The sequence below is a fragment of the Fuscovulum ytuae genome (genome assembly GCF_029953595.1).
Lineage (GTDB): Bacteria > Pseudomonadota > Alphaproteobacteria > Rhodobacterales > Rhodobacteraceae > Paragemmobacter > Paragemmobacter ytuae.
Genome location: NZ_CP124535.1, coordinates 2,447,486 through 2,470,337, shown reverse-complemented (window position 1 = coordinate 2,470,337; position 22,852 = coordinate 2,447,486). Strand labels below are relative to the sequence as shown.

At 62.2% G+C, this 22,852-nt stretch carries 19 protein-coding genes; 13 read left to right on the top strand and 6 right to left on the bottom strand.

The features are described 5' to 3' along the window. Positions 1-69: 69 nt before the first annotated feature. From xylF to QF092_RS11905, 4 genes are all read left to right on the top strand, one after another. Positions 70-1,095, top strand: coding sequence for a D-xylose ABC transporter substrate-binding protein (xylF, locus tag QF092_RS11920; protein WP_281464124.1), 1,026 nt, complete (start codon positions 70-72; stop codon positions 1,093-1,095). Positions 1,096-1,190: 95 nt separating this feature from the next. Next, positions 1,191-2,492 carry a sugar ABC transporter permease gene (locus QF092_RS11915; protein ID WP_281464123.1) on the top strand — a complete coding sequence of 434 codons (1,302 nt, stop codon included), beginning with the start codon at positions 1,191-1,193 and terminating at the stop codon, positions 2,490-2,492. Next, the gene (locus QF092_RS11910) at positions 2,489-3,250 is read left to right on the top strand and encodes an ATP-binding cassette domain-containing protein (protein ID WP_281464122.1); all 762 of its coding nucleotides are present in this window, start codon (positions 2,489-2,491) and stop codon (positions 3,248-3,250) included. The genes QF092_RS11915 and QF092_RS11910 overlap by 4 nt, the downstream gene beginning before the upstream one ends. Positions 3,251-3,296: 46 nt before the next feature. Continuing rightward, the gene (locus tag QF092_RS11905) at positions 3,297-4,367 is read left to right on the top strand and encodes a Gfo/Idh/MocA family protein (protein ID WP_281464121.1); all 1,071 of its coding nucleotides are present in this window, start codon (positions 3,297-3,299) and stop codon (positions 4,365-4,367) included. 74 nt (positions 4,368-4,441) lie between these two features. Here QF092_RS11905 and QF092_RS11900 read toward each other — a convergent pair whose 3' ends face one another. After that, complete coding sequence (locus tag QF092_RS11900; RefSeq protein WP_281464120.1) at positions 4,442-5,464, bottom strand: LacI family DNA-binding transcriptional regulator; 1,023 nt, start codon at positions 5,462-5,464, stop codon at positions 4,442-4,444. A gap of 278 nt (positions 5,465-5,742) precedes the next feature. Here QF092_RS11900 and QF092_RS11895 point away from each other — a divergent pair, with 278 nt between their 5' ends. The 8 genes from QF092_RS11895 (at position 5,743) to iolG (ending at position 12,840) form a co-directional block, all read left to right on the top strand. Beyond that, complete coding sequence (locus QF092_RS11895) at positions 5,743-6,759, top strand: sterol desaturase family protein (protein WP_281464119.1); 1,017 nt, start codon at positions 5,743-5,745, stop codon at positions 6,757-6,759. Between the two features lie 103 nt (positions 6,760-6,862). Next, positions 6,863-7,834, top strand: a complete 972-nt coding sequence (locus QF092_RS11890) for a substrate-binding domain-containing protein (RefSeq protein ID WP_281464118.1) — start codon at positions 6,863-6,865, stop codon at positions 7,832-7,834. A 91-nt stretch (positions 7,835-7,925) separates the two neighbouring features. Continuing rightward, positions 7,926-8,972, top strand: a complete 1,047-nt coding sequence (locus QF092_RS11885) for an ABC transporter permease (RefSeq protein ID WP_281464117.1) — start codon at positions 7,926-7,928, stop codon at positions 8,970-8,972. 7 nt (positions 8,973-8,979) lie between these two features. Further along, complete coding sequence (locus tag QF092_RS11880; RefSeq protein WP_281464116.1) at positions 8,980-9,801, top strand: ATP-binding cassette domain-containing protein; 822 nt, start codon at positions 8,980-8,982, stop codon at positions 9,799-9,801. 105 nt (positions 9,802-9,906) lie between these two features. After that, complete coding sequence (locus tag QF092_RS11875; protein WP_281464115.1) at positions 9,907-10,218, top strand: MocE family 2Fe-2S type ferredoxin; 312 nt, start codon at positions 9,907-9,909, stop codon at positions 10,216-10,218. A 1-nt stretch (position 10,219) separates the two neighbouring features. Then, positions 10,220-10,993 (top strand): TIM barrel protein, encoded by a 774-nt coding sequence (locus QF092_RS11870; RefSeq protein WP_281464114.1) that lies wholly within the window; start codon positions 10,220-10,222, stop codon positions 10,991-10,993. Between the two features lie 19 nt (positions 10,994-11,012). After that, positions 11,013-11,822: a 3-methyl-2-oxobutanoate hydroxymethyltransferase gene (locus QF092_RS11865; RefSeq protein ID WP_281464113.1), complete on the top strand. Its 810-nt coding sequence runs from the start codon at positions 11,013-11,015 to the stop codon at positions 11,820-11,822. Positions 11,823-11,838: 16 nt separating this feature from the next. Continuing rightward, positions 11,839-12,840 (top strand): inositol 2-dehydrogenase, encoded by a 1,002-nt coding sequence (gene iolG / locus QF092_RS11860; protein ID WP_281464112.1) that lies wholly within the window; start codon positions 11,839-11,841, stop codon positions 12,838-12,840. Positions 12,841-13,335: 495 nt separating this feature from the next. On the opposite strand, the gene QF092_RS11855 is transcribed toward iolG, so the two are convergent. Beyond that, a complete protein-coding gene (locus QF092_RS11855; RefSeq protein WP_281464111.1) occupies positions 13,336-13,587 on the bottom strand; it encodes a transposase in 252 nt (83 codons plus the stop codon). Between the two features lie 404 nt (positions 13,588-13,991). Here QF092_RS11855 and QF092_RS11850 point away from each other — a divergent pair, with 404 nt between their 5' ends. Beyond that, the gene (locus QF092_RS11850) at positions 13,992-14,495 is read left to right on the top strand and encodes a hypothetical protein (RefSeq protein ID WP_281464110.1); all 504 of its coding nucleotides are present in this window, start codon (positions 13,992-13,994) and stop codon (positions 14,493-14,495) included. Between the two features lie 4 nt (positions 14,496-14,499). Here QF092_RS11850 and QF092_RS11845 read toward each other — a convergent pair whose 3' ends face one another. The 4 genes from QF092_RS11845 to QF092_RS11830 all read right to left on the bottom strand — a co-directional run bounded on the left by QF092_RS11845 (position 14,500) and on the right by QF092_RS11830 (position 21,877). After that, positions 14,500-15,867 (bottom strand): cytochrome P450, encoded by a 1,368-nt coding sequence (locus QF092_RS11845; protein WP_281464109.1) that lies wholly within the window; start codon positions 15,865-15,867, stop codon positions 14,500-14,502. 577 nt (positions 15,868-16,444) lie between these two features. Continuing rightward, entirely contained in the window at positions 16,445-19,804 is a 3,360-nt protein-coding gene (locus QF092_RS11840; protein WP_281464108.1) for a Hint domain-containing protein, read from the bottom strand. A gap of 349 nt (positions 19,805-20,153) precedes the next feature. Continuing rightward, positions 20,154-21,002: a LytTR family DNA-binding domain-containing protein gene (locus QF092_RS11835; protein ID WP_281464107.1), complete on the bottom strand. Its 849-nt coding sequence runs from the start codon at positions 21,000-21,002 to the stop codon at positions 20,154-20,156. Continuing rightward, positions 20,999-21,877 (bottom strand): LytTR family DNA-binding domain-containing protein, encoded by an 879-nt coding sequence (locus QF092_RS11830; protein ID WP_281464106.1) that lies wholly within the window; start codon positions 21,875-21,877, stop codon positions 20,999-21,001. Before QF092_RS11830 ends, QF092_RS11835 begins: the two co-directional genes overlap by 4 nt. Between the last annotated feature and the right edge of the window lie 975 nt (positions 21,878-22,852).

The following is a 22,852-nucleotide window of genomic DNA, read 5'->3' as shown; positions in this document are numbered from 1 at the left end:
CATTTCATGATTGCAGGCGAAGACCGCCAGCCGGCCGAAGGTGCCGGTGATTCCATGGGAGGAATACGAATGAAAAAGACCCTGCTGCTTGCTTCCGTCGCGGTTGCGAGCTTCACCTCCGCGGCCTCGGCGGCGGATCTCAAAGTCTGTGTGAGCTGGTCGAACTTCCGCGAAGAGCGCTGGAAGACGGACGAGGCGGCGATCAAGGGCGCTCTGGATGCGGCCGGTGCGGAATATATCTCGGCGGACGCTCAGACCTCGGCCTCGAAGCAGCTGGCTGACATCGAAGGCATGATCACGCAGGGCTGCTCGTCCCTGATCATCCTGGCGCAAGACTCGGCTTCCATCGGGCCGGCTCTGGACGCAGCCGAAGACGCCGGTATCCCGGTCGTCGGCTATGACCGCATGATCGACGATCCGCGTGCCTTCTACCTGACCTTCGACAACGTCGAAGTGGGTCGCATGCAGGCTCGTGAAGTGCTGAAGGCGATGCCGAAGGGCCGCTACGTCATGATCAAAGGCTCGCCCGTCGACCCGAACGCGGACTTCCTGCGCGGTGGTCAGCAAGAGGTCCTGCAGGCTGCGCTCGACGCCGGTGACATCACTATCGTCGGCGAAGCCTACACCGAAGACTGGCAGCCTGCGAACGCCCAGAAAAATATGGAGCAGATCCTGACCCAGACCGACAACGGCGTTGACGCTGTCGTCGCCTCGAACGACGGCACCGCCGGTGGCGTCGTGGCAGCGCTGACCGCTCAGGGCATGGCCGGTATCCCGGTTTCGGGTCAGGACGGCGACATGGCCGCACTGAACCGCGTGGCTCTCGGCACCCAGACCGTTTCGGTGTGGAAAGACAGCCGCGCGCTCGGCAAGGCCGCCGGCGAGATCGCCGTGGCTCTGGCGAGCGGCACCGCGATGGACGCCATCGAAGGGTCGGCCAAGTTCACCTCGCCCGGTGGCAAGGAACTGAACTCGGTGCTGCTGAAGCCCGTTCCGATCACCAAGGACAACCTGAACGTCGTCCTGGATGCGGGCTGGATCACCAAGGAAACGCTTTGCGCCGGTGTCACGGGCGGCGTCGCCGTCTGCGAATAACGCGGTAAGCTAAGACCTGCGGCGTCCCGGTCATCGGGACGCCGCGCAATTACGAACGGGTCGGCACGCACCTCGGCCCGAGGGGAGGGAACCACATGACTGACACAGGGCAGGCCGTCGCTGCGCCCGCGCCGAAGCGCAGTATCGTCGATACGCTGGAACTGGATGTCCGGCTTCTCGGGATGCTGGTGGCCTTCGCCGCGATCGCGATTGTCTTCACCATCTGGACGGGCGGCACGTTCGTCAGTCCGCGCAACGTCTTCAACATCTCTGTTCAGGCCGTTCCCGTGGCAATCATGGCCTGTGGCATGGTCTTTGTGATCGTCGCCCGGCATATCGACCTTTCCGTCGGCTCCATGCTGGCCATGTGTTCCGCCGTCATGGCGATGAGCCAGGCTTATTGGCTGCCGACGATGCTCGGGCTTGAATATGGCAGCCCGGTGATCCTGTTCGTGACCATTGCTGTCGGTTTCCTCGTCGGAACGGGCATGGGAGCGCTGACCGGCTGGCTGGTCGGCTACCAGAAAATCCCGTCCTTCATCGTGACGCTCGGTGGCCTGTTCGTCTGGCGCAACGTGAACTGGTATACCACCAACGGTCAGTCCGTGTCCCTGACGGACCCGAACCTCCTCATGTTCGGTGGCACCGAAGGGGTTCTCGGGGCACCGGTCAGCATGATCCTTGGTGTCGTCGCCTCGATCGCAGCGGTGGCGGCGCTCTATTCCGCGCGCAAGAACAAGCTGAGCCATGGGTTTGTGGTGAAGCCGCGCTGGGCCGAAGGCGTCATGATGGCGCTCGTTGTCGGGGCCATCATGTTCTTCGTGACGTGGCTTTCCCGCTATCCGGTCCCCGAGACAAAGCTGAAGCGGCTTTTCGAGGCGCGAGGCGAGGTCATGCCCGAAGGCTATACCGCCATGCACGGTCTTCCGATCTCGGTCATCATCCTGATCGTTGTCGCGGTCGGCATGACGGTGATCGCACGCAAGTCGCGCTTCGGCCGCTACATCTTCGCGGCCGGCGGAAATCCCGACGCGGCGGAACTGTCGGGCATCAACACCCGGGCCCTGACCGTCAAGATTTTCGCGCTGATGGGTTTCCTCTGTGCGCTTGCCGCCCTGATCGCGCAGGCGCGTCTACAGAGCCACGGCAATGACATCGGCATGCTGGAAGAACTCCGCGTCATCGCGGCGGCCGTGATCGGTGGCACTGCGCTGGCGGGCGGCGTGGGCACGATCTATGGCGCGGTTCTCGGTGCGCTGATCATGCAGTCGTTGCAGTCGGGGATGGCCATGGTTGGCGTCGACACGCCATTTCAGAACGTTGTCGTGGGCCTCGTCCTCGTGATCGCCGTCTGGGTGGACATCATCTATCGCAAGCGCATGGGGCTGACGAAATGAGCAATGCAGGACGCACTCCGCTTGTCGAGATGCGCGACATCTCGATCTCCTTCGGCGGGATCAAGGCGGTGGATCATGTCTCGATCGACCTCTACCCCGGTGAAGTGGTCGGTCTTCTGGGTCACAACGGTGCGGGCAAGTCGACGCTGATCAAGATCCTTGCCGGGGCCTATCAGGCGGATCACGGGGACATCCTGATCAATGGCGAGAAGGTCGAGATCAAGAACCCCCGCGACGCCCGTGCTCTGAACATTGAGACGATCTACCAGACGCTTGCGCTGGCCGACAACCTTGACGCCGCATCGAACCTGTTCCTCGGGCGGGAGATCATGTCGCACGGCTTGGTGAACGACGCGAAGATGGAAGCGGAGACCCGAAAGATCATGGGTCGGCTCAATCCCAACTTCCGCAAATTCAATGTGGCGGTGTCCGCACTGTCCGGCGGTCAGCGCCAGTCGGTCGCCATCGCACGCGCCGTGTATTTCAATGCCAAGATCCTAATCATGGACGAACCCACCGCCGCCCTCGGCCCGCACGAGACGCAGATGGTGGCCGAACTGATCGAGGAGCTGAAAGCGCAGGGACTTGGGATCTTCCTGATCGAGCATGACATCCACAATGTGATGAAGCTCTGCGACCGGGCATCGGTGATGAAGAACGGCCAACTGGTTGGCACAGTCAACGTGAACGAAGTGACCGATGACGACATTCTGGGGATGATTATCCTCGGCAAGAAACCGGCCCATCTTGCGGCCTGAGGGATGCGCCTTCGGGCGCATCCACGCACATCTTCAGGGGATTACCATGATACGATACGCCGTCGTCGGCGCGGGCTGGATTTCGCAAGAAGCCTTCATGCCTGCGGTTGCCCTGACCGGGAATTCCCGCATGCAGGCCATCGTCTCGGGCAGTCGTGACGCGGCGGGCAAGCTTGCCGAATTTCACGCTGTGCCGGAGGTTGTGGCCTATGACGGCTATGACGCGTTGCTGGCCAGCGACCGGATCGACGCGGTCTACATCGCGCTGCCGAATTCCATGCATGCGGACTACACCATCCGCGCCCTGCGGGCCGGAAAGCATGTGATGGTCGAAAAACCTCTGGCAACGACGCTTGCCGAAAGCGAGGCGATGATCGCGGCGGCACGGGAAAGCGGTGCCTTCCTGATGACCGCCTATCGCCTGCATAACGAGCCCGGCACGCATGGCATGATCGAGGCCGTCCGTTCCGGCAGGATCGGCGACCCAGTCTATTTCGCCTCCACCTTCGGATTCCAATCGCAGCTTGGAAACCATCGCCTGAAGGCCGGTCATTGGGGCGGGGCCCTGCCGGATGTCGGGGTGTATTGCCTCAACGCCGCCCGCCATATCTTCGCGGCCGAACCGATCGCTGTGCAGGCCATGGCCAGCCGCACTGCGGGTGATCCGCGGTTTGTCGAGATTGATGCGGGTCTGGCGGTCACCCTGAAGTTTCCCGACGAGCGTCTCGCACAGTTCTTCTGCTCCTTCGGGTCAGGCACATCGGAGTCGATCCGCGTCGTCGGCTCAACCGGGGAGCTGATCCTCGACCCTGCTTTCAAATTCGACTCCGCTCTTCGCCTGACCGTCCGCGAAGAGACGGGAGAGACGGTAACGACCTTCGATCAGGTCGACCATTTCGCTGGCCAGATCGCCTATTTCTCCGACTGCATCGCGGCGCGAACCCCGCCGGAAGCAGATGGAGAGGAAGGCAATGCGGACATGCGCGCACTTCTGGCCATCGACGAGGCGGCGCGCACCGGCGAGACGGTCCGCCTCGAACCCCGGCCTTTCCGTACGGGAATCCGTCCTCCGATGCTCCGCGAGTTTCCGCCAACAGGGAAGCGCCTGCTTCTTTGAAGTCGGATGGTCCGCGAAAGTCCGCTTTCCGCCCAAAGCTGCCCTTCGACGGCGTGCCAAAGCGGACAATCGTCCTAGATGTTTTCGCGTGTGTAGATTTCAAACGGAGCGATGCTCGTCTGGTTGCTCCCGGGAGAGCTGCAAGCGCGGATCATGCCGTCGATCGCGTCGCGGGCAAGGCGGGCGAGGGGATGGGAGATGACAAGGGTCATTGTGCCGTCAAGCAGGGCCGCCCGGGTGACTTCGGTCAGGTCGTAGCCGACGACGACCATCTGCCCCGCCCGTCCGCTGGCGCGCAGGGCGGACAATGCGCCCGAAATCCCACCGCCTGAGATATATAGCCCAGCAAGGTCCGGGTGCTCGGCCAATAGCTTCTCTGTCATCTCCTGCGCGACGGCGGCGGATTCGAAGGTGGAGATGGGTTCGAGCAGGGTGAAATCCGGCGCGTGCTCGCGGAAGTAGGAGCGGAAGCCCGTCTCATTCATCTCTTGGTTCCGGTAGCGCGGGTTGCCCATCAGGATGCCGATCTTTCCGGGCGCCTTGCAGATGTTGGCAAAGGTCCAAGCCGAAGTGCGACCGACCTTCCAGTTGTCGAGTCCGATATAGGACATCTGCCCTGTGACGCTGATCTGCGAGACGAAGGCGAAGACCGGGATGCCTCTTGACTGGATGCGTTCAAGCGCCTCGGTCACGACGGGGTGGACAGCGGCTGTCAGGCAGATGGCATGGCAATCCTCGGCCAGTGCGAGGGCGCGATCGGCAACGTTCTGCGGCGAGAGGTCCTCAAGGAACTCGATCCGCAACTCGATTTCCGCGCCCGCAGCATTGGTGGCGGCTTCTTCCATGGCGCTTGCAATGTTGCGGTAGAAGGGGCGATGGGGTTGGAGGAGCAGGACGCCGAAGCGGAGTTTCGGACGGGCCGCCGAGACGCGGGCCTGTATGCTGCCGAGACCGTAGAACCCAATTTCCTCGGCGGCCTGTTGCACCCGTTCGCGGGTGGCGAGGCGGACGTTGCCTGCGCCGGAGAGGACGCGGTTGACCGTGGCAATGGAGACGCCTGCGGCTTCGGCGAGGTCGGGGATGGTCGGGCGGCGCATGTTGCGATGATCCTGTTCGTATCATTTTTTCGCATCATTGAGACGAATGATACGTTTTCATGTTTCCGCTATCATGGTGGGTTGATTTGATATGCGTCAAGGCGCTTATTTCCCGCCATCACGGCGGAAGCGGACCCTGAGTCCCAACCGCCGCGCGGAGGGAGTTATCGGAAAGCTGACGGCGGGGCGCTGCGTGCCCCGGTGCCTCGGGATCTGTCCCGCGGGACGATGCCACATGCTGTCCGTCCCTCTGAGCGAAGGGAAGAGGAAGGACGAAGATGGACGATCTGCAATTCGGCACCCGCAACAAGCGTGGAGACTGGGCACCGAACGCGCATCTGGAAGTGGCTCCGTTCTGGCTGCGCCCGTTCAGCATCCTGCGGGTGCTGCGCTGGGTGCCGGAATATCTGTTCCCGTGGAATGCGTTCCACATGGCGACCGCGCTGCTTTACTGGTTCTACGTCGTGCCGGATGTCGAGGTGATGAAAACCCTGTCCTGGGGTTGGGCGCTCTGGCTCTATGTCGTGAACGCTGCCGCGATCTTCGTCATGTATGGCTCGGTGGAGCTGTTCTGGTATGTCCGCCGCAAGCAGGGAACGCGGTTCAAATACAACGCCAAATTCCCCAGCGAGCAGCCGTCGGACGTGTTCTGGTTCAAGTCGCAGAACATTGACAACTTCCTGCGGTCCTTCTTCATCTCGATCCCGCTTTGGACACTGGTCGAGGTGCTGTTCCTGCACGCTTTCGCTGCCGGCTATGTGCCGTGGCTGAGCTGGTCAGACAATCCGTGGTATCTGGCGGCGCTGGTCCTGCTGGCACCTGCGATCCACGAGGTGCATTTCTTCGCGATCCACCGGCTGATCCATACGCCGCTGCTCTACAAATGGGTGCATTCGGTACACCACAACTCGGTCAACCCGAGCCCTTGGTCGTCGCTGTCGATGCATCCGGTAGAAGGGTTCCTCTACCATGCCGTGGCCTTCTGGCACCTGATCATCCCGTCGAACCCGATCATCGCCATGTTCCAGCTGCACATTGCCGGGTTCGGCGCGGTGAATGGGCATATCGGATTTGACAAGCTTGAGGTCACTGAGGGCACCGCCATCGATAGCCACGCCTATGCCCATTACCTGCACCACAAGTATTTCGAGGTGAACTACGGCGGCGACGGGCTGATCCCGCTCGATAAGTGGTTCGGCTACTGGCACGACGGTTCCAAAGAGGGCGATGCGATGATGCAGGCCCGCTTTGAAAAGAAGAAGGCGCGGATGAACGCCAAGGCGGCCCGCACCTGAGCCCGCGATCCGGCGCGTGACCCGGAGGAGGGCGCGCGCCGGTCAAATCCCACCAACGTCAACGCCCACCGGAGGAACCGGGGGCACCAAGGGAGGACAGACCATGAAACTTGCAAACCTGACCAAGGTTCTTGCCACGACCGCGCTTGTCGCCTTCGCGGGCAGCGCCTCTATGGCGGCGGATATTGCCGTCGTGGGCGGATCGAACGATGACGCCTTCTGGAACATCATCAAGAAGGGGATCGACGATGCGACCCCGGCGGTCGAAGCGAATGGCGGTTCGGTGAACTACCTGCGCCTTGTGAACTATGACAACTTCGCCCCCGATGTGGTGCAGCTGATCCGCACGGCGATCAGCATGGAAGTGGATGGTCTGGTCATCCCGAACTGGGTTCCGGAGGCACAGGACCCGGCGATCAAGGACGCCATCGCGGCAGGGATCAAGGTCATCCTGATGAACGCGGGCGGGGCCGAGAAAGCGCGCGAACTGGGCGCGATCAACTATGTCGGGTCGGATGAATATGTGGCCGGTGTCGCGGGTGGCGAATACTTCGGAGACAATGGCCAGAAGAACGTGCTGTGCATCAACACCCTGCCCGGCACCGCGAATATCGAGGCCCGCTGCAAGGGCGTGATCGACGGTATCACGGGCAAGGGCGGCACGGGCGCGCAGCTTCCGCTGCCCTCGACCAGCTTTGGCGATGCGACGGCGGTGGCCGAGGCGATCAAGGCCGAGCTTCTGAAGGACGAGACGATCGACGGCGTCATTACCATCTCGGCGGGCGATGCCGACAGTGCGGCCATCGCGGTGCAGCAGGCCGGGAAGACCGAGACAGTGAAGCTCGGCTCCTTCGACATGAACCAGGCGGGGCTCGACCGGATCAAGGGCGGCACGCAACTCTTCGCCATTGACCAGCAGCCCTACCTGCAATCCTACCTCGCCGTCAGCCTGCTGGCCTCGCATATCGACTTCGGCACGGATCTGCCGGTCTTCCCGGTCCTGACCGGGCCCGGGATCGTGGATGCGTCCAACATCGAGGCCACGCTGGCCGGTGTCGCCAAGGGCGCACGCTGATCCGATGACCGTCCGGCCCGCCTGACGGTGGGCCGGACATCCCTGCCGACGCGGCATGCGTCATCCTCGGTCTGACGGAAAGGGAAACGCCATGACCTCCACCACAGCACGCCGGCCTGTCGAGGCCACGCCCCCGGGAAGCTCCGGTCTGTCGATTGGCAGCCTTCTGCGCCGCCCTGAGGCCGGGGCATTTCTGGGCCTTCTCGCCGTTCTCATCTTTTTCGCGGCCTTCGGAGGACTGACCTTCCTCAAGCCTGCAGGCATGGCAAGCTGGCTGAACGTGGCCGCCAACCTTGGCATCATCGCCATTCCGGTGGGCCTTCTGATGATCGCGGGGGAACTCGACATCTCGGTCGGCGCGATGGTGCCGTTCGGGGCGATGACGGTGGCCGTGATTGCGGGTCACTACGACCTCTCGATCTGGCTGGCCATCGCCGTCACGCTCAGCTTCGGCGTCACCGTCGGGCTGATCAACGGCATCATGGTGATCAAGACCGCCGTTCCCTCGCTGATCGTGACGCTGGGCAGCTTGTTTGCCGTGCAAGGCATCGTCCTGGGTCTTACCGTGCTGATCACGAAATCCACCAGTGTGGCACTGACGGTGGAGGGTCCGGCGAAGGTGATCTTCGGGGATTTCCTGTTCGGCGGGCAGCTTCAGGTCATGGTGATCTGGTGGCTCCTGCTCACGGCAGCCTATGTGTTCTTCGTGCACCTCTCGCCCAAAGGGAACTGGATCTTCGCCATGGGGGGCGACAAAGTCTCGGCCCGGAACGCGGGCATCCCGACCGACCGGATGACGATCCTGCTGTTTGTTCTCTCCTCCACCTCCGCAGCCTTTGTCGGGATGTGCCAGGCGATCCTTTACAATTCTGCGCAGGTCGCAGGTGGGCAAAGCTTCATCTTCAACTCCATCATCGCCGTGGTCGTCGGGGGTGTCCTACTAACGGGTGGTTTTGGATCAGTCGTCGGCATCTTCTTCGGCACCATCACCTTCGCCATCGTCAATCAGGGTATCTACTACACCGATTTCGACCGGAACTGGTCTGCCTTGATCATCGGTGTGCTGCTTCTGCTGGCGGTTCTGATGAACAACACCTTCCGCAAGATGGCGCTGTCCTACAGCCCGAAGAAGAAGTGAGGGCGCGATGACCACACCCATCCTTTCGCTGCAAGGCGTGAACAAATCCTTCGGCCCGATCGACGTGCTGCATGACATCACCCTGAACGTCCATGCGGGCGAGGTGCTTTGCCTTCTGGGTGACAACGGCGCGGGCAAGTCGACGCTCATCAAGATCATGTCGGGGGTCCACAAACCCACCAGCGGCACGATCCTGATGGACGGCACGCCCGTCGCCTTTGACACCCCGCGTGATGCGTCGGATCGCGGGATCGCGACGGTGCACCAGTTCGGCGGAACCTTCCCGCTGATGTCCATCGGGCGCAGCTTCTTCATCGGGGTCGAACCGACAAAGGGCTGGGGGCCGTTCAAGATCTACGACCGGAAGAAGGCGAACGAGATCGCGGTCAAGGCCGTGCGCGACTTCGGGATCACCCGCATTGATGATGGTGACCGTCTGGTCGGCGGATTGTCGGGGGGCGAACGGCAGTCGCTCGCCATTGCCCGCGCGGTGCATTTCGGGGCGCGCGTTCTGATCCTGGACGAACCGACCGCCGCGCTTGGCGTGAAGCAGGCGACCCACGTCCTGCGGATCGTGAACGAGGCGAAGCGGCGCGGGTTGGCCGTGATCTTCATCACCCATCAGGTGATGCACGCCATGGCCGTGGGCGACCACTTCGCCGTGCTGATCCGGGGGGCCGTCGCCGCCGATTTCCGCAAGGGCGAGAAGACGCGGGAAGAGATCACCGACCTGATGGCTGGCGGCGCGTCGATGGCGAACCTTGAGGCGGAGATCGAGGGTTACATGGCGACCCATGACGGCCACCCGCCGCCGGTGACGCCTAGCTGACCTTTCGGCGCAGGGCGGCGCTCCACCCGCCCTGCGTCTTCAACGGCGGTCCGGAGCTCCCCCGGGCCGCCGCTCCCTCACAGACCCAAGACCAAGGACAGACCCATGCCGACATGGACCCGCGCCTGTGCGACAGACGATATTGAACTCGACGACCTGATCCGCTTCGACCACGGCAGCCAGACCTTCATCATCGTCCGCAGCGAGGACGACACCTTCCACGCGATGGACGGCATCTGCAGCCACGAGAAGGTGCATCTCTGCGACGGGCTGGTGATGGAGGGCACGGTGGAATGCCCCAAGCACAATGCGACCTTCGACTACCGCACGGGCGAGGCGAAGCGCGCGCCCGCCTGCGTCAACCTGAAAACCTTCCCCGTCCGCGTCGAGGACGGCCAAGTCTGGATCGAGATCTGAGATGACATTCCCCCTTGCCACCTGTGCGGAAATGCTCTGGCGCGACCGCCCCATCGACTGGCGCGCGTCCCGCCTGAAGGAGATGGGCTTCGGCGTGGGCCTGTGGAACTGGCCCGCGCATGATCTGACCGCGCTGGAGCGGACGGGGGCGACCTTCACGATCATGAACGGCTATCTTGAGGGACGTCTGGCGGATGCCGAAGGAGCAGACATTCTCCTGAAATCCGCGCGGGAAACCGCCGCCGTGGGCAAGCGTCTGGGCGTGCATCGCCTGAACCTGCACGGCACGGGTCTGGGCGACATGGGCATCCCAATCCCGCGCATCGGGTCGCATGCGCCGGGGGCGGAACTGCGCGCCCGCGACACGCTGCACCGCATCTGCGATCTGGCCGAGGAGATGGGCGTGACTTTCACCTTGGAAAACCTCAACCTCATCGACCACCCCGGCTGCCCCTTCGGCTCGACCGAAGCCGTGCTGTCGCTGGTGTCGGCGGTCAACCGCCCGCAGCTTCGCATCAACCTCGACCTCTACCACACCCAGATCGGAGAGGGCGACCTGATCCGCTGGTGTCAGGCCTGCCTGCCGTGGATCGGCGAGGTGCAAGTGGCCGACAATCCGGGGCGATGCGAACCGGGAACGGGAGAGATCAACTATCGTGGCGTGGCGCTGGCGTTGAAGGGCATGGGTTACACAGGCTCGGTCGCGATGGAGGCTTTTGCCAAGGGCGATGAGGAGGCTGCCCTCGAAGCCTTCCGCACAGCGTTTACAGTTTAAGAAAGGGCACGGTGCAACCATGGTCCACAAGTCCAACCGCCCGACCGTCCACGACATCCGCGCGATCAAGGCGCGTGGGCAGAAGATCTCCATGCTCTACGTCACCACGCTGGAAGAGGCGGCGGCGGCGGATGCGGCGGGGATCGACATGCTGTCGATCGAAAGCCGCTTCTTCAGCCCCGAGATGCGCGAGGCGGCGGGGCGCTGTTTCGTGCAGGTGGGCCTGCCTTTCGGCCCCTACGGACAACTCGCCACCGCCGAGGACTACCTGCGCGCGGCCTTCAAATTCACGGCGATGGGCGGCGACTGCTTCTATTGCGCGGCCTCCTTGGACATCCAGAAGGTGCTTTGCGACAACCATGTTCCCATCGTGGCCCATGTCGGCCTTATCCCGTCCTACATCACATGGACGGGCTGGCGCGCAGTGGGCAAATCCGCGACCGAAGCCCGGGCCGTCTGGGACCATGTGAAGCAACTGGAAGCCATCGGCTGTTTCGGGGCGGAGCTGGAGGTCGTGCCAGACCGTCTGGGCGAGTTCATTTCGAAGAACACGTCCATGATCATGCTTGGTATGGGAGCAGGGCCAGGAGCGGACGCGCAATACCTCTTCGCCGAGGATGTCCTCGGCTGTACGGATGGCCACAAGCCGCGCCACGCTAAGACCTACCGCAACTTCGCTGCCGAATATGCCCGCCTGCAATCCGAACGCATCGCCGCGTTCAAGGAGTTCATCGCGGATGTGAACACCGGTGCCTATCCGCAGCCGCAGCACAACGTGGCGATGCAAGATGCGGAGTTTGAAGCCTTCAAGGCCGGACTCGGCCAGTAACCCCAAGGAACATATCATGCTGAAAGTCGGCCTTCTGGGCGCAGGGCGCATCGCGGGCGTCCATGCCACCGCCATTTCCACCAATCCCGGATCCACCCTCGTGGCCGTGTCGGACATCAACAACGATGCCGCCGCGAAACTCGCTACCCAATACGGCGCCGAGGCGCGCGCGACCGATGCCATCCTGAACGATCCGGCCATCGACGCGGTGCTGATCGCCACCTCGACCGATACGCATTCCGACCTGATCGAACGGGCAACGGGCGCGGGCAAGGCGGTGCTCTGTGAAAAGCCGGTGGACCTGAGCCTCGCCCGCGCGCAAGCCTGCCAAAAGGTGGCGGCCAAGAACGGCAAGCCGGTGATGATCGGCTTCAACCGCCGCTTTGACCCGAACTTCTCGGCCCTCAAGGCCGCAGCGGACCGGGGCGAGATCGGCAAGACCGAGGTTCTGTCGATCACCTCCTTCGACCCCGCGCCGCCGCCGGTGGCCTACATCAAGGTCTCGGGTGGCCTGTTTCGCGACATGATGATCCATGATTTCGACATGGCGAACTTCATCATGGGCGCGGCCCCCGTCACCGTCTCGGCCGTCGGCACCTCGATCGTCGATCCTGCTATCGGGGAAGCGGGCGATGTGGATACGGCGGTGGTTACGCTGACTTATGCCGACGGGCGGATCGCCGTGATCAAGAACAGCCGCCGCGCGGTCTATGGCTATGACCAGAGGGTAGAGCTTCTTGGGTCCGAAGGGCTCTTGCAGGCGCAGAACATGCTGGAGAACACGGTGGTCAAGTCGACGACCGCAGGCGTGACGGGCGCGAAGCCCACTTACTTCTTCCTCGAGCGCTACATGCCCGCCTATGCGGCGGAATGGGCGGCCTTCGTTGCGGCGGTGAACGCAGGCTCCGCCTTGCCGGTGACGCTGGACGACGGCGTGGCGGCACTCGCGATGGCAGAGGCCGCGACGCAATCGGCGAAGACAGGCAAACCAATCACTCTCGCCAGCGTATTGAACTGATATTCATGCCCGCCTCGGCTTTGGCCGGGGTGGGCGCGATCTTGTTTGACCGCTTTCGAGGAGAGTGATGGGTCCCACCGACCGTCCGCCTTCCGCCCTAAGCCGCCATTGAAATCGTAGGCTCTTCAACACATCCTGCCCCCGCAACCAAAACTAATCCCTCAACAATACCAAAAGCTTCGAGTCCCGCGTCCGAAGCTTTTTTGCATTCTGGGCAAGCCCCACGTGGGCTGTGGATGCGCCGTCCAAAGCGCCAACCGTCCTGGCCCACAGAGAAACGCACGATCAAAAAGCGCGCGGGGGGTGGGCGATCCAGGGATCAGCGAGTGTTATGGCAAGCTCCGTGTGCTCGGCCCCACGACTACTCCTTCATCGGATGCTAAAGTTCAGCCCACTGCAATCCGACCCACAACGTTGCACCGCCGGCAGGCAGAGTTTGCCGGGGGGCAGAGCAACCAGCCGCTAGCCAAGCTTGCATGTGGACCGCAACCGGGATCAACCCGTCAGACCCTGGACCCGTCGCCCTTCCTTGACGATCTCCACCGCCAAAAGGCGCAAATCGGCGTCCTCTGATCTCCATCCGGCCTTGGGCCGATACTGGGGATCACGCAGCCAATTGAAGATCAGGTTCGCATTCACCGCATAGCGCTGCGCCACCATGGCGACCGAAATACCTGGCGCAGCTGTCTGCAGGCAGATCGACCGCTTTTCCGCATCCGTCCAAAGCCGCCTCGTCCGACACGCCATCAAGCACCATAGTGCCCACCAACAGTAATGGACATTATCTGGCACGCGGGTCACCCGGCAGTGACGCTTGCGCGCCTTACGTCCCCTGCGCAAATCACCCCGGCCGAAGACCAGGTTGCCTTTGTCACCGCGCCTGCGAATCTCTCGCCAAGGCCGGCGCCCCCATTTGCGATGAAAGGGTGGCCAACCTCTCGCGCCTCATCACCAGACCCGAAACGATCCCGCCGGCAGGGCTATACTGATCCCGGAAAGGCGCTGTTGCCCTGTAGGTGACCTGAACGGGTCACGTTTCCGCCCGATTGCCTAACCAAACCTAACGATGCGCGAACCTTCAAACCATTCCATGCCCTGACCGGAAATGGAATGTCGTTGTCGCCGCGTGCCAAAGTGCAACCAGCCGAGGTTTGACCGTGCCGACACAAGTCCTTGTAGCCGCCCAGTACGATATTGCGGCCCCAGCCCTTTTTGAACGTGCCCGCAGCTTTGGCGACTTGATCGAGGCCACGCGCCGCATATCGAACTACGATGGCCTGCCAGAGTCCGACATGGAGGAAGGGGCTGTCTACAAAACCAACATCCGTATCCTCGGCCTCGTGAATTGCAACGACTACGAAATCAAGGTCAACAAGATCTGCCGCGATACGCTTCGCGTCGAAACCCTAGAGTCAAACAACGTGGTCAGGCTCTGGTCGCACCATATCCAGATCAAACCGACTGAAACGGGCTCCATCTGGGTGGACCGTGTCATCATCGACGCCGGGCGCATGACACCCGTCGTCGCGCGCTATGCCCGCTTCATGTATCGTCACCGCCACCTTAGCCGCAAAGGCACGGTGCTTGAGGCGCGCCTTGGCAAATCAAGCCGTGCGGTCACCCCCCAAGTCCCGCTTTTCCATCCCGCGGAATGATCCACTAACCCGCTACTGGCTGTGCCTTCAGAAGGATCGGCCCACCGGGCCGCATCGTGAAGGTCAGGTTCGGCGCGGGAACCGGATGTTCGGTCATGGCAAAGCTGGCCCGACGCAGCGCCGATCCGATCAGGACCATGATCTCTGTCTCGGCATATTGCGCGCCAATACAGATGCGCGGCCCGTCGCCAAAGGGAATGTATTGCCCGCGCGGATAGCGGCGGTTGATGAACCGATCCGGACGATACCGATCCGCATCCTCCCACAGCAATTCGTTGCGATGCAGCGAATAGACCGGGAACATGATGACGTCGCCCTTCTTGAAGGTGACACCGCCCACCTCTGTCGTATCCGTTGCATCCCGCGCAAACAGCGCGCCTGCGGGATAAAGGCGAAGCGTTTCGCGCACATGGGCCTGCAGCAGCGGCATCTTCTGCACGGCGTCCAGCGTCAGCGGTGCCTCTCCGGCCACGGTCTTGATCTCATCCCGCACGCGATCCTGCACTTCGGGATAAAGCGCCAGCAGATACAGCGCCCAAGCAATCGTATTGGCCGATGTCTCATACCCTGCCGCCACAAAAGTCAGCAAATTGTCGATCGTCGTCTCGATATCCTCGCGGTCGGTTTCCAGCGCTTCGATCAGCAGATCAAGGAAATCTTCCGCCGTTTCGTGGCGCTTGGCCTGACGGCTTTGAATCACGTCGCGCGTCAATTGCCGAACATCGGTGATCACTTGCTTGGACCGCAGCCATTTCATCCGTGGCACCCATGTTGGCAGCCCCATCAGATCAAACAGCGACATATAGCTGATATAGTCGGTGAAACGGCGCATCCCTTCGCGGATATCCCGCTTCGCCACCGCTTCATTGCCGGAAAACATCACGCGGGAAATATTGGTCAGCGTCGCCTCTTGCGCGGAATCCGCCACATCCACCTCGCCATTGGCCGAGGCATAGAAGGATGCCAATTCCTCACCCGTCGCTGCGAAATGGCTGGTCAAGACAGGCAGGTTGCGCGCGGCGAAGAGCGGCGCATAGCGGTGGCGCTGTTCACGCCATTTCTCACCTTCGGACAGGATCATGCCATTGCCCACCGCAGGGCCGATGACATTGCGGGTAAAGCTCGATTTGGGAAAGGCGCGCCCGACCCCGGCAAGCAGTTCTGTCACCATGTCTGGGTCGCAGACGTAATGAATATTGGCCGGCCCCCGCAGATATTTCTGTGTTCGCGTCGCATCCGGGATCACCGAAAAGATGTTCTTCCCGGCCTTGCGCGCGAAATCGATCAGGCTGATCTGGCCCACCGCCAATTCGGCGGCCATGGGGATACGATCATCCAAACTGGGGGCGATTTCGCCCCGGAACTGTTCCATATGCCTCACGGCTCTGCCCTCGCGCCGGTTATCCCAAGAACACCGCCCCCACCACAGGGCCGCCAGTGTCCAGATGATCCAGCGCCGAACCTCCTAACCACATGGTTGGCCTTTCGCCAAAGGGCGGTCACTGGGCATGCACCTGCACCCTCAGCACCTTGACCCTTGACGCAACGCCACCCGTCCACTCGTCCGCACCGGAAGGCTAAAGCCTGTAACGAAGCCGACCATCCCGCAAGCCTCAACCGCAGGTAATCCTGCGGACATGGCATTTTCGCCATATTTTTGCCGGATTTCCGGCAACCGCCCGCCGACTCGGTCAACCCTTCCTGCCAATGGAGCTAGGCCAGCAGCATCTGACGGAACATGATCCGCCGCCTTCGCGCCAAGTTGGCATCATCGTCGGTTACCAGACAAGGGGGTGATCTGGCCTTCCTCCCCAACGATCGCGATCCTTGCGGAACCCGTCAACATTTCAGGCGTCGCCGACCTGTAGCGCGACGTCCAGCGCCATCTGCAACATGTCTACCAGCCCCCATCATAGGGCCAGACAAGGGCAATCCACCGATTACCGTGCTTAGCCCGCCGCCACCGCAGCCCGCGCGCCACCACCAGAGCGGCGTGACAGGCCCATTCCCGCCCCACCCGCCCCCCGCAGACGGCCTTCCTCGATCGCGTCTCGTGCCTCTCGCCCGGTCAGAACACGCCGCGCGGTCGGCCCGTAAATCTGCGCCAGCGTTTCGGTCGCCGTTTCCCCGATCACGTTCCGGCCGCGGCAAATACGCGCCGCAATCTCCATCCGGCTTGCACCGGACAGCGAAGCAAGACCATTCGGCCCAGGATAAAAGCTCTCAGCCGCCAGTCCATCCGCATCAAGGATCGTATGTTTTGGCATCAGCAAATGGTGATACTGCACGCTTCGCACGCCCTGTGCCACGCGCACACCCTTGAACCCGTGCCGTGCCAGATGGGTGGCGCGCACGAACACCTCTTCCCCGTCAAGCTGCATCAACACGGCATGCTGCGCAGAAAGACGCAGATCACGTCGATTGCCAAGCGCCCAGGCATTGATATGCACGGGCAAGAGTTTGCGATCCTGCGCAATCTCGTCCCGTTCGACGCGCCGCATTCCGCACCACAGGATCGGCTGCAAGCCGTGATCACGTGTCGCAACGATGTCCCCCTGCTGCAGGGTCTCGATCGCGCGCCAACCACTTGGCGTACGGATCGCCGTGCCCGCTGCGAAACAGGGAATGCCAATAGCCACAAGATTGGCTTTCCCAGTGATCGCCCCCGGGGCAACGCCCGTCAGAATAAGCGTCTGCCCGTTCGGAAACGTCAGGACAGCATCGCCAGACCCATCCCCGACCGTGTCGGTGATGACCACATCCTGCCAATTGACCGGGTTTCCTTCGGTATCCGTGACGCTCGACGCATCCACCTGATCGGTGGCAATGCCGCTGATCCGCGTCAGGTTGAAATCGGTGATCCGGTCTGTCCCGCCACCATTCTGCAGGACAAAGGTGTCGCGCCCATCGCCGCCGGACAGCGTGTCGTTGCCTGTGCCGCCGGACAATGTATCCGCCCCGTCACCGCCGAGGAGAGAGTCATTGCCGTCGCCGCCTGCGACACTGTCATTGCCAATACCGCCATCGACCGTGTCATTGCCAAGGCCTGCATTGACCGTGTCATTGCCCGCGCCCCCGGCGATGCTGTCATTGTTCCCGTCGGTGCCATCGATCTGGTCGCCATCGGCATCGGTGAAGCCGGGACCAAGGTTGTCAGCACCCGACGTGCCGTCCACCACGCCATTGTTGTCGCGGAGGATCGTCTCGATCCCTTGGAAGGCCAGGGTCGAGCCGTCGCCGAAGGTGACCGTGCCGCGGGTCGCGCCGGGGTCGTTGGGATCGGCCTCCTGGCTGATGGTGACGGGGCCCGCGCCGCGCAGGTCGAGCACGTCGGTGTCGGTGGTATCCCCCACGCTGCCGAAATCGTTGCCGCGGATGTTATCGCCAGCCCCTTCGGTCGCGCTGGTGACGATGATCGTGTCATTGCCCGCCCCGCCGACGATCTGGTCAGCGCCGGTTCCGCCCCTCAGGGTGTCACTGCCCGTACCACCGCGCAGATCGTCATCGCCTGCGCCGCCAAGGACCGTGTCGTTGCCCGTGCCGCCATCGACAAAGTCGTTGTCCGCGCCGCCGTCGATGCTGTCATTGCCGTCACCGCCGCGCAGGTCGTCATTGCCCTCGCCGCCAAGGACCGTATCGTCGCCCGCGCCCGCATCGATGAAATCACCACCGGTGCCACCGTCGACGCTGTCATTGCCGCCGCCCGCGCGGATGTCGTCATTGCCGCCATTGCCGAAGATCGTGTCGGCGCCGTCGGTGACCAGATCGCCCTGCGTATCCGCATAGCCCACGGGCATGAACTCGCCCGTCTCGGCCCCCTCCACCACGCCGTTGGGGTCGCTCAGGATCGTCTCGATCCCCTGGAAGGCCAGGGTCGAGCCGTCGCCGAAGGTGACCGTGCCGCGGGTCGCGCCGGGGTCGTTGGGATCGGCCTCCTGGCTGATGGTGACGGGGCCCGCGCCGCGCAGGTCGAGCACGTCGGTGTCGGTGGTATCCCCCACGCTGCCGAAATCGTTGCCGCGGATGTTATCGCCCGCCCCTTCGGCCGCGCTGGTGACGATGATCGTGTCATTGCCCGCCCCGCCGACGACCTGGTCAGCGCCGGTTCCGCCCCTCAGGCTGTCATTGCCGTCGCCACCGCGCAGGTCATCGGCCCCGGCCCCGCCAAGGATCGAGTCATTGCCCGTGCCGCCGTCGATGAACTCGTTGCCCGTGCCGCCGTCGATCGTGTCGTTGCCCTCATTGCCGCGCAGGTTGTCAGCGCCGTCGCCGCCCGAGATGCTGTCATCGCCTGCATTGCCTTCGACGAAGTCGTCGCCCTCATCGCCAAGGATCACGTCATTGTCGTTGCCGCCGCGCAGGTCGTCATCGCCAGCGCCTCCAAAGACCGTGTCATTACCCTCGCCTGCCTGAACGAAATCATTGCCGGCCTGCGTGTTGATGACATTGGCGTCCGCCGTGCCGGTGACATTGTCATTGCCGCCGCCGGTGGTGAGGTTTTCGAAATTCGAAAAGTTTTGCGACCCCGCAAGGCCATCGGCCACGGTGCCCGCCACCATGTCGACGGTGAGGTTGCGGTTGTCGGCGGGGGTCAGGACAAGCGTGTCAATGCCCGATCCACCATTGAGCGTATCGTCGCCCGCGAAGGAGCCATCGACGGTCACGCTGTCGTTGCCGGCGCCCGCATCGACGAGATCCGAACCTTCGCCGCCGTTGATCGTGTCGTTGCCCGTGGTGACAGGCGTCGACAGGGGCGTGACGGTGACATTGTCGATCGCCAGATCGGTGTTGACCACGCCGGTCGAGTTCGGGTTCGAGAAGCGCAGCGTTGTGGTGGCCGTGGTCGCCGTGAAGTTCAACGTGACGAGCTGGCTCGTTCCATTTGCGATCACGAGGGTCTGGGAGCCGATCACCTGCCCGTTGCCGTCGATGGCCTGAACCACGAGGGTATGGTTCGCAACCGCGCTGCCCGTCTCGAAGGCGTCGAATGACAACTGGTATTGGACGCCGCCTTCGGTCGTGATCGTCTGCTGCGCGGTCCCGCCGGCAACAGTATTGGCCGCGTTGAAGGCGAGGAACCCGTCATAGGCGAACGTGCCCGACCCGGTCGTCGTCCAGCCCGTGGTGGTGTTGCTCGTGAAATCGCCATTGGTGACGTTTACGGGGGCGGGGGTTCGATTGTCCCCCGAAATCCGGTCATTGCCATCGCCGCCGGTGATGAAGTCGTTCCCGGCGCCGCCCGTGATCGTGTCGTTGGCGGCACCGCCGCTCAGCGTGTCATTGCCAGACGTACCATTTATGATCGTCACGACAGCTCTCCCTGAAGGAGATCGACGAGAATGTAGTTGCTGCCAGTCCCGATCATGAGGCCACCCACTTATTCGGGTGGCAGTCGCTGTTCGCCGAAAGATCGGATTGGGCGTCGTATCCGCTCTGGATACGTTTCAGCCGTCCCAGACTCCAGTCAGGGGCATTTGCCTTGCGGATTTCGATCACTTTGCCACTCGCTACTGCCACATCGACGACTCTTCCGGCCGTCCGTACACAGGTCACAAAAGCCAGATAAATGTGGCAACAAATCGGCGAAACATGCGCCTTTATGCATCAAGGTCGAAACAATCTCCGCGACACCCGTCCCGGCCACCGCGCCTCACGGCCTTACATCTTCAGCACATGCGCCGCATAGGCCGGACCCTGCCGCGACATCCAGTTCGTGAACTCCGCCTCGCGATCTCGCGCTACAGGCAACATGGAACCGGATGGCAAACGGACGCTGATCCTGCGCCCGTCCTTGCGGCTTCCCAGCACGAGATTGCGCGAAATCCAGATGCCTCGGTGGATCTGAAAGCCCAGATCCGTCGGCAAATCCGCGATCACCGTCGAAAACCGTGCCCGGATCCGTTGCACGTCACAGCCTGCCACCACCTCGGTATAGGGGCCATCTGCGCGGATCACTTCAACTTTCCACATCGGCAGCGTCGTCCCACGCAGAAAGAGCTGCGCCCCTTCCGGCGGCGGCGACATGTCGTCAACGGTCGTGGCCTCGTAAAGCTCGGGAAAGATCAGCACATGCACAAAGCGGATGTAGATATAGCTCACGCCCTGCAGCAGCACGATACTGGTGGCGACGCCATACAGCTTTTCTTCGCTGGTCAAATAAACGCCGACCAAGGGCAGCAGGGGCAGGGTGATCGCCGCCACGATCAAAGCTGTGGGAACGGATAAGAGTATCTCTGGCACATGGGTCCACCCCAGACGCCGGAACAGACTCAGGAAGAACACTTCAAAGGCGCCGTAGATCGGCAAGAACAGCACTGCAGCCAGCAGCCAATACCCTGTCTGAATCAGGAACGGGGCCTGCGTTAGGCCCACCATCGGGGTCAGAAGGCCCATCAGTGCCCCTGTCGTCAGCGTGAACAGTTGGAACTTTGGCACACGCATGGCACCCAGAACCCACGCTTCGGACTTCGGGATGCTTGGCCCAAGAATATGCTTGATCCGACTCATGCCGTTCCAGCCCCTTCCTCGGCGATCCGTTTCACATCCCGCCACCGCTCACGCGAGATCGGCACCTGCCCCCCCGACTTCGTCGTCATACGAAAGGCGCGCCCATGGCGGCTGATCGCCCCGAACTCTTCAAAGGCCAGCCAGTGCGACCGATGCACTGTCATTCCCCGCCCGTCCAGTTGGGCCGCAGCTTCGGACAGCCGTCCGATCACCCGAATGGCTTCGCTTCCAGCCGTGATGACCAGATAATGGTCATCCACCTCGATGTGCCGAATGCAATCCGGGTCCAGCACAAGCCGACCAACCCGGAACTGCGGGCCTTCACTCCTTGGTGCAACCTCTTGCTCTGCCCTCACCGCGTTCCACTTACGATGGGCCGGCAGGATGAACTGGAAGAACAGCAGGACCAGACCCTGCCAGAACACATAATTCAGCATGATTTGGAACAGGATATCGCCGCGCGTCAGGGTGACTTCGCCCTTGGTCAAGACCCCAACAGCCCGTCCTGTAAACGTAACAAGGACGGCGGCGGCAAAGGTTACCAGCGGTTCGAAAACGATTGTTCGATTGCGCAACCGCTGTACCGAATCATACAGCAGCATCAGGCCAAGAAAGACGGGAGGGAACAGCGCAAACCTCGCGATCATGGCTGCCGTAAAGGCCAGATAGGGGGATGTGTCGCGCAACAACGGGGGGGCCACGATCGACACAAGCGCTGCAGTCAGCATCAGCGCGACAACCGCTTCGCGCTTCACAACCCACTGCACCAGTTCGTTAACCACAAACCGGTCAGATGACCCGTTCACGAAAAGAAGGTGCAATTCGGGTCTATTGGAATTGTCCGGGTGCTGACTGTCCGGCATAGGTCTAGTCATGATTTGTGTCGATCAGATGCAGTGTTCTTTGCGGTGCCCATGGCGATCCGCAGAACACCGCGTCGGCACGATAGGCAGGATCAGGCAAAGTGTTTTCGGTATGCGCATCCCCCAGATGCGCAGCGTATGAGTGGCCTTGATCCTGCTTCCTGCTATCATTTTGTATGGCAAACGTCCTGAACGTCGGTTCCCGGGATCTTTACGCTTTACGCATCACCCTCAGTCAGTCGGCACTCGATGTAGAATATACGACACCGCCCGCTGACATTTCAGGGGCATTTGCCTGATTCTTGCGATCGCAGAATCCCAATCTGATCGCGACTTAGGCCGCGATGACCGTCCATAACGGCCAAGCGGCTCGCGCGGCGCTCCCCTTGCGTAATCGTGAATTTTTGGATTTCCATCACCTGACCACGAACCGTCCAGAACCACTTAAAACACCTACGCCCGTCCCACAACGAACGCGCCGCATCGAACGTCACTCCGGCGCAAGTGACTGACATTTCCTTAGAATTAATGCTCCTTGCGCCAACAAGCAATGCATGAATTTAACGGATTCGGCCCCGCCTCCTCGACCCGCATTAACATTTGCCGATCTCCCGCGCCGCCATTCACCCCTTGATTGAATGCCGATCCAATCGCTCGCGTCGGAACCCAAGATTCCACACTTTGGCCGCATTATGGCCAGATTTATCACCACCCGTAAGTATCGATCGGTCCCAACCTTTCGATCAGGTTGATCGGACGTCCGATCGGGTTGGCGCCATGCCCAAAACGGGATGTCCCGATCCGCAGACGTCTGGCGGTGGACCAATGTGGAAATGTTGCGGTGGGTACGAGTATGCAGTTTAGCCTCTTCAGCCTTTTTGGCGCGTGCCGTCCCCGCAGCGGAACATGGTCGATGTCGGCCCCGCCTGTACCCCGCAGTCCCCCTAGTCGCATCTCCCCGCCCCGTCCTTCCGCTCCCCTCCATCA

Excerpts from the sequence above, each read along its gene's own strand:
- QF092_RS11880 (WP_281464116.1), top strand. The coding sequence starts at position 8,980 with ATGACCACACCCATCCTTTCGCTGCAAGGCGTGAACAAATCCTTCGGC.
- QF092_RS11915 (WP_281464123.1), top strand. The coding sequence starts at position 1,191 with ATGACTGACACAGGGCAGGCCGTCGCTGCGCCCGCGCCGAAGCGCAGT.
- QF092_RS11910 (WP_281464122.1), top strand. The coding sequence starts at position 2,489 with ATGAGCAATGCAGGACGCACTCCGCTTGTCGAGATGCGCGACATCTCG.
- QF092_RS11875 (WP_281464115.1), top strand. The coding sequence starts at position 9,907 with ATGCCGACATGGACCCGCGCCTGTGCGACAGACGATATTGAACTCGAC.
- xylF (WP_281464124.1), top strand. The coding sequence starts at position 70 with ATGAAAAAGACCCTGCTGCTTGCTTCCGTCGCGGTTGCGAGCTTCACC.
- QF092_RS11845 (WP_281464109.1), bottom strand. The coding sequence starts at position 15,867 with ATGGAACAGTTCCGGGGCGAAATCGCCCCCAGTTTGGATGATCGTATC.
- QF092_RS11870 (WP_281464114.1), top strand. The coding sequence starts at position 10,220 with ATGACATTCCCCCTTGCCACCTGTGCGGAAATGCTCTGGCGCGACCGC.
- iolG (WP_281464112.1), top strand. The coding sequence starts at position 11,839 with ATGCTGAAAGTCGGCCTTCTGGGCGCAGGGCGCATCGCGGGCGTCCAT.
- QF092_RS11855 (WP_281464111.1), bottom strand. The coding sequence starts at position 13,587 with ATGGCGTGTCGGACGAGGCGGCTTTGGACGGATGCGGAAAAGCGGTCG.
- QF092_RS11890 (WP_281464118.1), top strand. The coding sequence starts at position 6,863 with ATGAAACTTGCAAACCTGACCAAGGTTCTTGCCACGACCGCGCTTGTC.
- QF092_RS11895 (WP_281464119.1), top strand. The coding sequence starts at position 5,743 with ATGGACGATCTGCAATTCGGCACCCGCAACAAGCGTGGAGACTGGGCA.
- QF092_RS11900 (WP_281464120.1), bottom strand. The coding sequence starts at position 5,464 with ATGCGCCGCCCGACCATCCCCGACCTCGCCGAAGCCGCAGGCGTCTCC.
- QF092_RS11830 (WP_281464106.1), bottom strand. The coding sequence starts at position 21,877 with ATGACTAGACCTATGCCGGACAGTCAGCACCCGGACAATTCCAATAGA.
- QF092_RS11865 (WP_281464113.1), top strand. The coding sequence starts at position 11,013 with ATGGTCCACAAGTCCAACCGCCCGACCGTCCACGACATCCGCGCGATC.
- QF092_RS11905 (WP_281464121.1), top strand. The coding sequence starts at position 3,297 with ATGATACGATACGCCGTCGTCGGCGCGGGCTGGATTTCGCAAGAAGCC.
- QF092_RS11835 (WP_281464107.1), bottom strand. The coding sequence starts at position 21,002 with ATGAGTCGGATCAAGCATATTCTTGGGCCAAGCATCCCGAAGTCCGAA.
- QF092_RS11885 (WP_281464117.1), top strand. The coding sequence starts at position 7,926 with ATGACCTCCACCACAGCACGCCGGCCTGTCGAGGCCACGCCCCCGGGA.